Raw genomic sequence first — 14,141 nt, forward strand, 5'->3', positions numbered from 1 at the left:
CAAGCATAAATATTATGTAAAAAACTTTAAGTTATAGAATTTAAATCTAATGTAGATAGATTACGTTTTTTTGCTTTTATTATGGTATAAATTGGTATCAATATTCAAAAGTAATATATTTATGATATAATAAAATTATAGGAATTTTGCAGTGAGCGATATTTGTGAAAAAATTTGGCGTAACAGTTGAAATATAAGGCGTTGAGAGTGCATGATAAGCGTTATCAATTGCACTATTGCTCGTTCACTGCAAATTTAGGAGAGTTGTATACGTGTAAGTGTTGAAAATACTAAGTTTATTTTGGTGTTTTATATTAACTATATGGAATGTAAATACGGGAAAGCTAGAGGGTGTTTGGACTTTAGAGGAAAGTTTTATATTAACTATATGGAATGTAAATCGTTCTTGGAATGATAAATATAGAATTGGTTGGATAGTTTTATATTAACTATATGGAATGTAAATTTTTAAGCTCCACCTTGTCTTAAAAGTTTAAGCAATAGTTTTATATTAACTATATGGAATGTAAATTATACTTATAGGAGTTGGAATTATAATATTAACTACAAGTTTTATATTAACTATATGGAATGTAAATATTTGATTTTAATGGTACGTTTTCGCTTTCTCTAAGGTTTTATATTAACTATATGGAATGTAAATTACAACGACTTATATTCTAAAATAAAAATGTAAACTTCGTTTTATATTAACTATATGGAATGTAAATCTATCTTTTGTTGCTTTACATAAATTTATATTACTTATGTTTTATATTAACTATACAGAATGTAAGTTTTCATAATTTTCTTTTAATGTGTTATCTTATGATTATCTAGTTACATTAGCATACAAAAATATAATAAAATTACACTATATTATAAAAACAAAAAGGTAGTATAGAAATCCTATTACCTTTTTATTATTAATTTTATCAGTGTTTTATTATAAATAGCTTACATAATTACACATTTTTTCTGATTAAATAATATGATGCTATTGTTATAATAGATACTAATGCTAATGATGTTATTGCAGTATCTAATCTTCTTATTAATAAACTCATTTCTATATATTCAAGTTCTATTAAATACTGATAAAATATTTCTAGTTTAACAGCTTTTTCTCTATCTATATTTCCATACTTTAACTCTAATTTATCTAAAGATTTTTTATTACAATAATTAACTTTATGTTTAATTAAATATCTTATTGTAGCACCTATTACAATTTTCACTCTAACAAGTATAAATATAATATTCCATCCAAAAGTTAAGAGGGGATATCTTTTTTATGATGGGAATGGATAAAATATTTATAACTGACATCTAACTGACATTTAAGCTTTAAAATCAAAACCATATTGATTTTCTAAAATAATAACTACTTGATTTAGTAAATAATAAAGAATATAGTAACTATATAGACAACAAAAAGAAAAGGAGTGTATAACCCTTGGAAAAACAGTATTTTACAACAGGTGAATTTGCTAAATTGTGTGGTATATCTAAGCAGACATTAATTTTCTATGACAAAATAGGTATTTTTTCTCCTGAATATAAAGATAAAAATAATTATAGATATTACTCAGTTTATCAATATGATACACTTGATATATTACAATCATTGAGAGAAATAGGAATGAGTTTAGAGGAAATAAAAGAGTATATACAAAATAGAACTCCCCAGCTTTGTGTGAAAATGCTTAAAGAAGAAGAAAAAAAGATAAGAGAAAAAATAAAAAAACTAAGAAAGATAAGTTCTAAGATGCAAAATAGAATAAATATAACAGTTGAAGGAATTTCTAAAATGAATAGTGAAGAAATTTATATATCCAAAAAGTTTGAAGAATATTTAGTTCTATCAAGCGATTTGAGTAATATGAGTAATAGTGATTTTATGATGGAATTAATAGATTTCACCAATTATTGTAAATCGAAAAATTTGTATCAAGGATATGAGTTGGGAGTAATAGTAAGTAATGAAAATATAAAAAATGGGGACTATTTAAGTATATCAAGTTTTTATTTGAAGATAGATAAAAAAATAAAGGATAAAAAGCTATATGTAAAGCCAGAAGGAATGTATGCTTGCATAAAACATATTGGAAAATATGAGGATTCATATAAATCTTACGAAAAATTGAAAAAATATATATATGAAAATGAATATAAAATTATTGGAAATTCGTATGAGGAGAGTATACTTGACTTTTTTTGTGAAAGTAATGAAGATAATTATATGACTGAAATTTCAATCCAAGTATCCAGATAAGAATTAAAATAGAGATATATTCAAATGTTAAGTAATTTTACTTATCATTGAATATATCTCTATGCTTTATAATAAAGTATATAAATTTTTAAATAGTTTCTCTAATATATGTCTAATGTCAGTTAATACTAATTATATAAATAAATTGTAAACTGTAGTTGTTAAAAAACAAACAACAAAAGCAAGTATAGTAGGCATTAAGAATCCTAAGGCAGTCCATTTTAAACTACCAGTTTCTTTTTTTATTGTTAAAAGTGTTGTTGCACAAGGCCAATGCAGTAAACTGAACAGCATAACATTTAAAGCTGTCAAATAAGTCCATCCATGTTCTCTAAGAACTTGACCTAAAGCACTAAAGCTATCTAATTCTATCATAGAACCAGTTGCTAGGTAAGCCATTAAAAGTATAGGTACAACTATCTCATTTGCTGGGAATCCAAGAATAAAAGCAAGTAATATAAAACCATCAAGACCAATTAATTTAGCTAAAGGGTCTAAAAAGTTTGCAACATGTGATAATATACTTAAATCTCCTATATATATATTTGCAAATATCCAAGTTATGACACCAGCAGGTATGGCTACCATTACAGCCCTTCCTAAAACAAATATTGTTCTATCTATTATAGAGGTATATAAAGTTCTTCCTATTTGAGGAACTCTATAAGGAGGAAGTTCTAATGTAAATGTAGACGGAACTCCTTTTAATAGCGTTTTAGAAAGAGTATAAGAAACCAACAATGTTATTATAACACCTAGAATTATCAGTAAAGTTATGCAAAGTGCAGTTGCTACACTTGATACGAAAGAGTTGGTTATAACTGAGCTAAAAAATATTGTAGATATAGCTATCAAAGTAGGAAAACGACCATTACAAGGAACAAAGTTGTTTGTAAGTATAGCTATAAGTCTTTCCCTTGGAGAGTCAATTATCCTACAACCAATAACTCCAGCTGCATTACATCCAAATCCCATACACATAGTCAAACACTGTTTTCCATGTGCACAAGCTTTTTTAAATAGGTGGTCTAAGTTAAATGCAACTCTTGGCAAATATCCAAAATCCTCAAGTAAGGTAAATAATGGAAAAAATATTGCCATAGGAGGTAGCATTACAGAGATTACCCATGCTAATGTTCTGTATAATCCTAAAACCAACATATCATTTAACCATGATGGACAATTAATACTATTTAATATACCCGAAATACTTGGCTCAAATCCGAGTAATAAATTAGATAATAAAGTGGATGGATAGTTAGCTCCTTCTATAGTAATCCACAATATAGTACCTAATAATAAGAGCATTATTGGAAGCCCAAATATTTTAGATGTTAATATTTTATCTACTTTTTCTTCTCTATCAGTTGATTTTTTAGCAACATTAGAACAACACTCATCACTCAGTTTTTTAGCATAATCATAGTTGATTTTAGTAAACTCATCTCTTATTTTCTGTTTATTTATATTGTCTGGAATCTTTTTCTTTACTTCATTAATAGCATCTATAGAATCTTTGTCTATATAATTACTCATAGATTCAAATATACTTTCATCGCCATCAATAAGTCTAAGTCCCAACCATCTAGAATTTATACCTGGTATAATATTATCCAATTCTGGTTGAATTGATTTTACCACATTCTCTATATTTTCATTGTATCTAACAGGTTTATTATTTAATTTGTATTTGTCAAAAGATACATCATTTAAAGTATCCAATAGTTCATCCATACCAGAGCCATTTCTTGCAGCAGTTAAAATAACTGGAATACCAAGAGAATCCTCTAAAAGTTTTTTATCAATAGTAATGCCTTTTTTTCTAGCTTCATCTATTAAATTAATACACAAAATAACTTTATCTGTAAGTTCCATCACTTGAAATACTAAATTTAAATTTCTTTCAAGACATGTAGCATCACATACTACTATTACTGCATCTGGATTACCAAAACATATAAAATCACGAGCTACAATTTCTTCTTGTGATAAGGCAAATAAAGAATATGTTCCTGGTAAATCTATTAATGCATATTCGGTATTTTTATATTTAAAATTACCACGAGCTGTAGCTACAGTTTTTCCTGGCCAGTTTCCAGTATGCTGTCTAAGCCCTGTAAGATGATTAAATACAGTACTTTTACCTGTATTTGGATTGCCAGCCAATGCAATTACAAACTGGTCTTCCTTATTGTCTATATCAAACATGTCTTTTAAAGAACTCATTTTAGTTGAGTTATGTGTCAACCCCATATTAATATCCTCCTGCTAGAAATTTTTAAATGTCAGAAACTAATATTAAGCTACTTTCTTCTTGTCGTAGAGCTATCTTGCTACCTCTGATTTTATAGACAGTTAAATTATTTTTTGGACCTTTTCTAACTACATCTATAACAGCTCCTCTAGTAAGACCAAGCGCTAACATTCTTTCTCTTAAATTACCACTAGATAATATATCTTCAACTTTGACAGTTTTTTTCACTTGAATATCGTTAAGGTTTTTCATAATAGCACCTCCATGCTTGAAATTTAGCCTGGGCTAATCTTCTTATTTTAAACTATGCATTATATTATTACCTTGTTACTTTTACAAAAAAAGATAGGCAAGATGCCTATCATACAAAGTTGGGTATAATTCTTACTTTTGGGGAAAGTAGAATATAGAATAAAAATTAACACTTTGAATCCATATAATTATTGAATTTTGATAATAAAAAAGTCAGAAAGCAAAAGCCTTCTGACTCTATGTAAGGTATTTTCAAATACCTAAATATCAATTCAATATTTAATTTATACTTAAATTATATATTAACAATATTAGCTTGTCAACACTATAATCTCATTTTAATATGTTCAATACCTGCTTCGTCGTATACTTCTGAGATTTCTTTAAAACCACAAGATAAGTAAAGGTTCTTTATATAAGTTTGTGCTGATAAGGTTATATTATTTTCGTGTAAGTTAACTTTTATAAAATCTATAGCACAATCCATCATTTGTTTTGCTAATCCTTTTCTTCTATGACTAGAAAGAACTAAAACTCTACCAATGGAAACATCATTATAAGAGCTGTATTCTTTAGGAATTATTCTAGCGTAAGCACAAATCAATCCATTTTCTTTTAAAAATATGTGATAAGAGCTTTTATCTATATCATCATAATCGTTTAATGAAAATATCTTCTGTTCACAAGCAAATACCTCATATCTTGATTTTGCTATTTCATAAAATTCATCTAAACTCAAATCATTAAAGTGTTTAATTTTAAACATAGTAATTACCTCCTAGCATCTTAAAAAACTGAATATTAAGATACATTATACCATTTTTAACATAAATACCTTTATTAAAATTTATATTTATTAAAAATATTTTTAAAAAGTGATATACTATATTAAAAACAAAACTTTAGTTAGAAAATTTATGATTTATGGAGGCAGTGTTTTGAATACTACTAAAAAATTAACTGAAGCAGCTTTATTGTCATCTTTATTCATAGTAGTAACAATTATAGCTGTGAGTACTGGATTTGGATATGCTATTTACTTAGATTTTATAGTGCCAGTATTTTTTTGTATAATCTGCTTGAAATGTGATTTAAAGTATACCATTTTATCTGGAATTACTTCGCTTTTAATAATTTCTCTGGTACTTGGAAATCTAGGAACTGCTATTTGGGCAAGTCAGAGTGTATTACTTGGTATAATGTGTGGCTATCTAATAAATAAGCCTACAATGGTTATGGATGATTTAGTATATGGTTCAGTATTTGGGGTTATTGTAATGGTTTTCATTGATATATATGCTTCAACATTAATAGGTTATAGTTTTATGAAAGAATTTCAAGGATATAGCAAATGGATTTATTTTAATGGGTATACAAATTTTATTTATTATTTAATGATAGCATTGTTTCCTTTTGGTATGGTGTTTTGCATATATTTATTAAGTTTAATTTTAGGGAATAAATTGCATATTTTAGATTCTAATTCTTTAAAAAAATTTTTAATATTTAAGAATTTTAGAAATTTAAACCAATTTTTATGTTGCTCAAAAAAAGCTTTTTACATATGTGTTTCTTATCTAGCCATTTTTGAAGTTCTAAAACTGTTGAATGTTAAAGTTGATTCTGTTTATTTAAAAACAATCTTTATATCAATAACCTATATAAGTGTCTATTTTATCATTAGAGACTCATGTATGTCACTACAAAACTTTATAATAGCTAAGTTTAGAAAATTATTATATGCTAGAATTTTATTTTTGATAATAATTTTATTGCTGTTTTTTATATTTGATGTAACAGTTATTAGTTTAATAATTATAAACGCATTTTTAAATAAGAAAATAAATATAAGATTGAGTCAGAGTAATATAGTCAATAAACAAATAAATCTTTTGATTGAAAAATAAATTTTGGGTATTGGTAAAAAATATAAAAAAGTAGTATAATGTAAAAAAACATGTATATAATAATAAAAAAGGTTGACAAAATATAAAAATAATAATATATTATGAGTAAGTTAAGAAAAATTTCTTGTAATTGATGAAATAATCTGAATATATAAATGCTATGAAGAGAAGAAGTAGGGCTAGATTTTATTTAACAGAGAGTTCCAGTTTGGTGAAATGGAATAAATTGATTTAGTTTGAATACATCTCAGAGCACTATCTCTGAAAGATAACAACCATTAAGAGATATCGGATTAGTACACGTTATAGTACACGAGTATATGTAATTGTACTCTAAGAGATTAATATCGTGAGATATTGATGAACTAAGGTGGTAACACGTAAGCAATGCTTTCGTCCTTTTAAGAGGATGAAAGCTTTTTTTATTATAAAAATAAAAATTATAGATTATATAAATATTTTAGGAGGAATGAAAAATGAAATCGATAGACGAGCAAATGCGAATAATTATGAAAGGTGTAGATGATTTAATAGATGAGAAAGAGTTAAGGGAAAAGCTTATTAAATCAGAAAAAGAAGGAAAGCCTATGATAGTAAAATTAGGTCTAGACCCAAGTGCTCCAGATATACATTTAGGGCATACAGTAGTTCTTAGAAAGATGAAACAATTACAAGATTTAGGTCATCAAATAGTAATAATAATTGGAGATTTTACAGGAAAAATTGGAGACCCAACTGGAAAATCTAAAGCTAGAAAAGCTTTAACAACAGAGCAAGTTCTTGCAAATGCAAAAACTTATGAAGAACAAATTTTCAAAGTTTTAGATAAAGAAAAAACTATTGTAAGATTTAATAGCGAGTGGTTAGCTAAGTTAAATTTTGAAGATGTAATAAAATTAGCAGCAACTATTACTGTTGCGAGAATGTTAGAAAGAGAAGATTTTAAAAAGAGATATGAAGGACAAATGCCAATATCAGTACATGAGTTCTTCTACCCATTAATGCAAGCATATGACTCTATAGCATTAGAAGCTGATATAGAACTTGGTGGAACTGACCAAAGATTCAATTTACTAATGGGAAGATCATTACAAAGAGAATTTGGTATGGAGTCTCAAATAGTAATAATGATGCCTTTAATAGAAGGATTAGATGGTAAAGAAAAAATGAGTAAGAGTTTAGGTAACTATATTGGAATAGATGAAGAAGCGGGAATAATGTACCAAAAATCTATGGAAATTCCTGATGAACTTATAATTAAATACTACAATTTAGTGACAGATGTTCATCCTGATGAAGTTAATAAAATAGAATCTCAGTTGAAAGAGGGTTCAGTAAATCCAAGAGATATAAAGATGAACTTAGCAAGAGAAATAGTAACATTATACCATGGAGAAGAATCTGCTAAAGAAGCTGAAGAAAGATTTAAATCTGTATTCCAAAAAGGTCAAATACCTGAAGATATACAAACAATTCAAGTTAAGGAAGATGGATTTGACTTAATCGAAGTACTAGTTTCTAATGAGATTGTTAAGAGTAAGAGTGAAGTTAGAAGATTAGCTTCTCAAGGTGGAGTAAAGGTAAATGGTGAAAAAGTAGAGGATTTAAGCACTATTGTAAAAGAGAGTGAATTAGTTGTTCAAATAGGAAAGAAAAAATTTGTAAAAATCGAGCTAGTAAAATAGAGTAAAGTAAAAGCAAGTCTATTGAGTATAAAATGTACATTCAATAAACTTGCTTTTTTATTATATTAAAATTTTAAATTGATAACCATTGTCTTTAAAATATGTTATAATTTGGTCCAATGCATTTACTGTTTCTTGTTTTCCATAAGTATCATGCATTAAAAGAACAACCATTTCTTTGCCTTCAGAAGATTTCTTTGCATGTTCAAATAATTCTTGTGCATTTTTCTTTTTACCTTCTGCATCAGCATTTAAAGCGTTCCAATCAATTGATGCCATGTTTTTCTCTTTTAAGTAGTTTCCTAGAGGTTCCATATTTTTCCATGACATATACCCGCCTGGGCATCTAACTACATTTGAGGAAAAATTCTTTCCTAAGACTTTTTTCATAGCTTCATCAGTTTTGTTAAGTTCATTTACGAATGTATCGAGATTTAGGCTTCTGTTAGGATATAGTTTTTTATAGTCATGAGTATAAGAGTGATGGGCTATTGCATTTCCTTCGTCAAATGTTCTTTTTAAAATTTCATTAGCTCCTTTTCTTTCAAGAGAATCACCCTTAATAAAGAAAGTTCCTCTAACACCATGTCTTTTCAAGATATCTAGAACTTGTGGAGTATTAGTAGTAGATGGTCCATCATCAAATGTAAGAAAGACTATCTTTTCTCCATTGTTTGAATAGTCGTATTTGTTAAGTTTGTCCCAAACTATTTTTGCGTCATATCCATATTCTTTTACAGCTTCTTTTTTTGCACCAATAATAGGTTCATTTTTTTCTTTTTCAATTCTTTCTTTTTCTAATCTTTCAGCTTTAAGTCTTTCTTGAGTTTCTTTCATTTCTTTTTTTCTAGACATGTCCGCCCATGCCATAGAAAAAATACCAATAACTATTACAACAAGTATAGTAAGTGTAACAGTTTTCTTTTTTCTTTTTTTTACCATAATTACAGCATTCCCCCTTTTGTCGAATTGTATCAAAAATATATTATAATTATATCGAAGAAAGTAGAAAAAGTAAACCGACAAAGTTGTAACTAAGATAACTAAAGTGTAACTTATATGACATTATTTGCATAATATTAAAGTATCATATATATTAAAAATATCTATAAAAAAATTTAGTATAGGTAAAAAAATATAAAAAATATAAAAATTTATTAAAAAGGTGTTTACAAAAAATGATTAATATATTACTGTTAAATAGTGGATATAAATTTGAGCTCAAAATGTATGTAAATTTAGATTTAAAATACTGAAAAAATTTACTATATTAATTTATAGTAATGCTTATAGAAAAACTCTCTTGCTGTTTAGGGGGTTTATAATTTTGCAAAAAAATAAAAAGGAGGGGGCTTTATTGAAAAAATACTTTGGAGAAATAGGACTAATATTTATAGCAATTATATGGGGAAGTGGCTTTGTAGCAACCCAATTTGCATTAGACGGTGGGCTTACACCTCTACAAATCATAACTTTAAGATTTTTCTTGGCAGCTATAATTATGAATTTACTGTTTTTTAAACAGATTCGTGCCAATATGGGTAAAAAATTATTAAAAGCAGGAGGGATTTTAGGAATATTTTTATTTCTAGCATTCACAGTACAAACTATTGGACTTATGTACACTACACCATCTAAAAATGCGTTTATAACAGCAGCTAATGTTGTAATAGTTCCGTTCATAGGATTTATACTTTATAGAAGAAAACTTGATAAAATAGGAATAATAAGTAGTTTGGTAGCTCTTATAGGAATTGGGATACTTTCTTTAGAAGCTGATTTCTCTATTAATTTTGGAGATTTTCTAACACTTATATGTTCATTCGGATTTGCATTTCATATATTCTTTACAAGTGAGTTTGCAAAAGATAACAACCCAATGGCATTGACAGCTATTCAATTTACAGTAGCGTTTTTAATGTCTGTTGTAGTTCAAACATTTGCAGGTCAATTAAAGATGGAAGCTGAATTATCTGGTTACATGGGAACTATGTATCTAGCTGTATTTAGTACTACAATTGGATTTTTATTTCAGACTATATGTCAAAAAAGAGTTGATGGAACTAGAACAGCTATAATATTATCCACAGAGGCTGTATTTGGTACAATATTTTCTATAATAATTTTAAAGGAGCTTATTACAGCAAAATTGGTTATTGGTAGTATCTTGATATTTGTTGCAATCATAACTGCAGAAACTAAATTATCTTTTTTAAAGAGCAAAAAAGTGAAACTTAAAGATTCAGAGGAGTCTTCATTAGAAAGTATTTAATATGACAACTATTTCCTAATTAATCAAATAAATTATGTATTATGTAGAAATTTGACATCAAAACTTGGTTGATACTGGTGTTTCAAAGTGATAAAATTAATTAGGAAATAAATTTTATTTTTAGTGTTTAAGCTATAAAGTCTGGGGTATATATATTCTTGTAGCAAGTTATTAAACTTAAAAATAAAAATTTAATTATATAAAATTGGGAGGAAATTAATTATGAAAAAATTTGTTTGTACAGTATGTGGATATATACATGAAGGAGATGCTGCACCAGCACAATGTCCAGTATGTAAAGTTGGAGCTGATAAATTTGAAGAAATGAAAGGCGAAATGGTTTGGGCTGATGAACATAGAATAGGAGTAGCTCAAGGTGTAGATGCAGAAATAATCGAAGGATTAAGAGCTAACTTTACTGGTGAGTGTACAGAAGTAGGAATGTATTTAGCAATGAGTAGACAAGCTGATAGAGAAGGTTATCCAGAAGTAGCTGAAGCGTATAAGAGAATAGCTTTTGAAGAGGCTGAACATGCTGCTAAATTTGCAGAACTTCTTGGAGAAGTTGTAGTTGCAGATACAAAAGAAAACTTAAGAGTTAGAGTTGATGCTGAGTATGGTGCAACTGATGGAAAATTAAAATTAGCTAAGAGAGCTAAAGAATTAGGATTAGATGCTATACATGATACAGTACATGAAATGTGTAAAGACGAAGCTAGACATGGTAAAGCATTCTTAGGATTATTAAACAGACATTTTGGAAAATAATAATTAAAACAATTAAAACATAGATTAAAAGGAGAAACTTTGGTTTCTCCTTTTTTAAATTATATAAATAAACTGTTGTGATAGAAGGATGGAGATAATATGAAGTCGGTATCTGTTAGGAGTTGTAAAACTTACAATTATGAAGAAGTAAAGTTATCTATTGAAAAAAATTTAGAGGATATTGGTGGTATAGATAAGTTTGTTAAAAAAGGAAGCAAAGTACTTATAAAACCAAATTTATTGATGAAAAAAAAGCCTGAAGAAGCTACAACTACACATCCTATGGTTGTAAAAGTTGTATGTGAAAAACTTTTAGAGTTAAATTGTGATATTACAATAGCAGATAGCCCTGGTGGTCCATATAATCAAAGTTCTCTTAAGAGCATTTATAAGGCATCTGGAATTGAAGAAGTAGCAAATGAACTGGGCATTAAGTTAAATTATGATGTTTCAGATGTTAAGATACATAGTGAAAAAGCACATGTTCTAAAATATATGGATATTATTAAACCAATAGTAGATTCAGATTATATAATAAATCTTTGTAAATTAAAGACTCATATAATGGCAACTTTTACTGGGGGTACAAAAAACTTATATGGATGCATAGCTGGATTGAAAAAAGCAGAGATACATTATAGATTTCCTACAGAAGAGTTGTTTTGCGAAAATGTACTTTTAGATATTTGTGATTATATAAAACCAACATTGACAATTATGGATGGTATAGTAGGTATGGAAGGTGATGGACCTTCAGCTGGTACTACTCGAGAAATAGGAGTTTCATTAGCATCACAAAATCCATATGCTATAGATGTTGTTGCATGTAAGATTATAAGTTTACTTCCAAATAGAGTTGCTACAATTAGAGGTGCTATTAAGAGAGGATATATACAAGAAGATTTTTCAGATATTGAAATTTTAGGTGAAGATATAAAAGATTTAATTATAAAAAATTACAAGATTCCAAATGTAAGTAAAGATTTAAGATTGTTTTCCGTAAAGCTACCAAAATTTTTAAATGAACCTATTTCAAAGCTTATAACACCAAAGCCTGTGGTAAGATTTCAAGATTGCATAAAATGTGGAAAATGCAAGGAAGCTTGTCCTGCATCCACTATAGAGATAGGGACTAAGGGTGCTATTATAGACTTAAGTAAATGTATAAGATGTTACTGTTGCCATGAACTTTGTCCTAAAAAGGCTATTGATGTCAAACGTAATTTTGTATTTAAGTATGTAAAATAATGTATAATATTATATGAGTCTATATAAATTAAAAATATAAAGGAGAAATAATATGATTTTAATTAAAAATGGTAGAGTAATAGACCCTAAAAGTCAAAGAGATGAGAATATTGACTTAATTATAAAAGAAAATAAAATTTATAAAATAGGCAAGTTTGATGAAAGTGATGAATATGAAAAAATAATAGATGCTAGTGGTAATGTAGTTGCTCCAGGTTTAGTGGATGTACATGTACACTTTAGAGACCCTGGGTTTACATATAAAGAAGATATAGAAAGTGGAGCTAAATCTGCTGCTAGAGGTGGATTTACAACTGTTATATGTATGGCAAATACTAATCCTATTGTAGATAATGAAGATACTTTTAATTATGTTAAAGAAAAGTCAAAAAATGCATGTATAAATGTTTTACAAGCAGCAGCTATAACTAAAGGTTTTGAAGGTAAAGAGTTAGTTGATATGGAAGCTCTTAAAAAAGCTGGTGTACCAGGGTTTACTGATGATGGATTACCTTTAATGGATAGCAATCTAATTATGGAGGCAATGATTAAGGCAAAAGAGTTGGATGTACCACTTAGTTTTCATGAAGAAGACCCTTCTTTAGTTGGAAATCCAGGTGTAAATGCAGGAAAGGTAGCCTCAAAACTAGGATTAAAAGGTGCATCAAGTGTAGCAGAAGATGTTATGGTAGCCAGAGATTGTATGTTGGCACTAAAGACTGGTGCTAAAGTTGATATACAACATATAAGTTCAGGTGTATCTGTTGATATGGTTAGATTTGCAAAATACTTAGGTGCAAATGTAGTTGCAGAAGCTTCACCACATCACTTTACATTGACTGAGGAAGATGTATTGGAGTTTGGAACAAATGCAAAAATGAATCCACCTCTAAGAAGTAAATGGGACAGAGATAAGATTATAGAGGGATTAAATGATGGTACTATTGAAATAATAGCAACAGACCATGCACCTCATAGTAAAGAAGAAAAAGATAGAGAGTTTATAAAAGCTCCAAGTGGAATTATTGGGCTTGAAACTTCTTTAGCTCTTGGAATAACAAATTTGGTGCATAAAAATCATCTTAGTATGATGCAGTTAATAGAAAAAATGTCTATAAATCCTGCAAAGTTGTACAATTTAAATATTGGATTTATAGAAGAAGGGGCTGTAGCAGACATTGTTATATTCAATCCAGAAGAAGAATGGACAGTTGAAAGCTTTGTTTCTAAAGCTGATAATTCACCGTTTAAAGGTAAATCTTTATATGGAAAGGTTAATTATACAATATGTAATGGGGAGATTGTATATAACGCCTAATTTAAGATTATTTTTTTAAGGCGGAGTGTACAATGATTGAAAGTAAAAGATTGTATATTAGCAGAATGAGATTGATTAATCAAAATTGGAAGTATTAGTTTGAACAATTAGAACATAACATTTTGGTAATTTAGATATAGTAAGGAAGAGAATCCTTTTTAT

12 protein-coding genes, 1 CRISPR repeat array and 1 other annotated feature are annotated in these 14,141 nt (G+C 27.8%); of the genes, 7 read left to right on the forward strand and 5 right to left on the reverse strand.

From position 1 onward, the window contains the following. Nucleotides 1-306: 306 nt before the first annotated feature. Nucleotides 307-798: a CRISPR direct-repeat array (repeat unit 29 nt; unit sequence GTTTTATATTAACTATATGGAATGTAAAT). A gap of 167 nt (nt 799-965) precedes the next feature. Beyond that, on the reverse strand, nt 966-1,238 hold the full coding sequence (locus tag CDIF1296T_RS08015) for a hypothetical protein (RefSeq protein ID WP_009896473.1): 273 nt from the start codon (nt 1,236-1,238) through the stop codon (nt 966-968). A gap of 218 nt (nt 1,239-1,456) precedes the next feature. Between CDIF1296T_RS08015 and CDIF1296T_RS08020 the strand changes: the two genes are divergently transcribed. Then, on the forward strand, nt 1,457-2,275 hold the full coding sequence (locus tag CDIF1296T_RS08020) for a MerR family transcriptional regulator (protein ID WP_009893097.1): 819 nt from the start codon (nt 1,457-1,459) through the stop codon (nt 2,273-2,275). Between the two features lie 132 nt (nt 2,276-2,407). Here CDIF1296T_RS08020 and feoB read toward each other — a convergent pair whose 3' ends face one another. From feoB to CDIF1296T_RS08035, 3 genes are all read right to left on the reverse strand, one after another. Then, the gene (feoB, locus tag CDIF1296T_RS08025) at nt 2,408-4,528 is read right to left on the reverse strand and encodes a ferrous iron transport protein B (RefSeq protein ID WP_003439379.1); all 2,121 of its coding nucleotides are present in this window, start codon (nt 4,526-4,528) and stop codon (nt 2,408-2,410) included. A 25-nt stretch (nt 4,529-4,553) separates the two neighbouring features. After that, nucleotides 4,554-4,781, reverse strand: a complete 228-nt coding sequence (locus CDIF1296T_RS08030; protein WP_003420037.1) for a FeoA family protein — start codon at nt 4,779-4,781, stop codon at nt 4,554-4,556. Nucleotides 4,782-5,106: 325 nt separating this feature from the next. Continuing rightward, complete coding sequence (locus CDIF1296T_RS08035) at nt 5,107-5,547, reverse strand: GNAT family N-acetyltransferase (protein ID WP_003427501.1); 441 nt, start codon at nt 5,545-5,547, stop codon at nt 5,107-5,109. Between the two features lie 172 nt (nt 5,548-5,719). On the opposite strand from CDIF1296T_RS08035, the gene CDIF1296T_RS08040 reads away from it, so the two are divergent. Together CDIF1296T_RS08040 and tyrS are read left to right on the forward strand one after the other, a co-directional pair. Further along, nucleotides 5,720-6,688: a DUF2232 domain-containing protein gene (locus CDIF1296T_RS08040; RefSeq protein WP_009896476.1), complete on the forward strand. Its 969-nt coding sequence runs from the start codon at nt 5,720-5,722 to the stop codon at nt 6,686-6,688. A gap of 151 nt (nt 6,689-6,839) precedes the next feature. Then, nucleotides 6,840-7,092 (forward strand) — a binding site (T-box leader). A gap of 72 nt (nt 7,093-7,164) precedes the next feature. Beyond that, entirely contained in the window at nt 7,165-8,373 is a 1,209-nt protein-coding gene (gene tyrS, locus CDIF1296T_RS08045) for a tyrosine--tRNA ligase (RefSeq protein WP_009889364.1), read from the forward strand. Nucleotides 8,374-8,433: 60 nt separating this feature from the next. On the opposite strand, the gene CDIF1296T_RS08050 is transcribed toward tyrS, so the two are convergent. Next, complete coding sequence (locus tag CDIF1296T_RS08050; protein ID WP_009896478.1) at nt 8,434-9,315, reverse strand: polysaccharide deacetylase family protein; 882 nt, start codon at nt 9,313-9,315, stop codon at nt 8,434-8,436. Nucleotides 9,316-9,700: 385 nt separating this feature from the next. Here CDIF1296T_RS08050 and CDIF1296T_RS08055 point away from each other — a divergent pair, with 385 nt between their 5' ends. The 4 genes from CDIF1296T_RS08055 to CDIF1296T_RS08070 all read left to right on the forward strand — a co-directional run bounded on the left by CDIF1296T_RS08055 (nt 9,701) and on the right by CDIF1296T_RS08070 (nt 13,979). Next, complete coding sequence (locus tag CDIF1296T_RS08055) at nt 9,701-10,645, forward strand: DMT family transporter (RefSeq protein WP_003439388.1); 945 nt, start codon at nt 9,701-9,703, stop codon at nt 10,643-10,645. Nucleotides 10,646-10,867: 222 nt separating this feature from the next. Continuing rightward, a complete protein-coding gene (locus tag CDIF1296T_RS08060; RefSeq protein WP_009889371.1) occupies nt 10,868-11,413 on the forward strand; it encodes an NADH peroxidase in 546 nt (181 codons plus the stop codon). 99 nt (nt 11,414-11,512) lie between these two features. Further along, entirely contained in the window at nt 11,513-12,661 is a 1,149-nt protein-coding gene (locus CDIF1296T_RS08065; protein ID WP_009896481.1) for a DUF362 domain-containing protein, read from the forward strand. A gap of 52 nt (nt 12,662-12,713) precedes the next feature. Further along, entirely contained in the window at nt 12,714-13,979 is a 1,266-nt protein-coding gene (locus CDIF1296T_RS08070; RefSeq protein ID WP_009896482.1) for a dihydroorotase, read from the forward strand. Nucleotides 13,980-14,141: the final 162 nt, after the last annotated feature.

Origin of the sequence: Clostridioides difficile ATCC 9689 = DSM 1296, assembly GCF_001077535.1 — a bacterium.
GTDB lineage: Bacteria > Bacillota > Clostridia > Peptostreptococcales > Peptostreptococcaceae > Clostridioides > Clostridioides difficile.

Bases quoted from the DNA above. Each gene is read 5' to 3' on its own strand.
- CDIF1296T_RS08060 (WP_009889371.1), top strand. From the start codon at position 10,868: ATGAAAAAATTTGTTTGTACAGTATGTGGATATATACATGAAGGAGAT.
- CDIF1296T_RS08035 (WP_003427501.1), bottom strand. From the start codon at position 5,547: ATGTTTAAAATTAAACACTTTAATGATTTGAGTTTAGATGAATTTTAT.
- feoB (WP_003439379.1), bottom strand. From the start codon at position 4,528: ATGGGGTTGACACATAACTCAACTAAAATGAGTTCTTTAAAAGACATG.
- CDIF1296T_RS08050 (WP_009896478.1), bottom strand. From the start codon at position 9,315: ATGGTAAAAAAAAGAAAAAAGAAAACTGTTACACTTACTATACTTGTT.
- CDIF1296T_RS08030 (WP_003420037.1), bottom strand. From the start codon at position 4,781: ATGAAAAACCTTAACGATATTCAAGTGAAAAAAACTGTCAAAGTTGAA.
- tyrS (WP_009889364.1), top strand. From the start codon at position 7,165: ATGAAATCGATAGACGAGCAAATGCGAATAATTATGAAAGGTGTAGAT.
- CDIF1296T_RS08070 (WP_009896482.1), top strand. From the start codon at position 12,714: ATGATTTTAATTAAAAATGGTAGAGTAATAGACCCTAAAAGTCAAAGA.
- CDIF1296T_RS08065 (WP_009896481.1), top strand. From the start codon at position 11,513: ATGAAGTCGGTATCTGTTAGGAGTTGTAAAACTTACAATTATGAAGAA.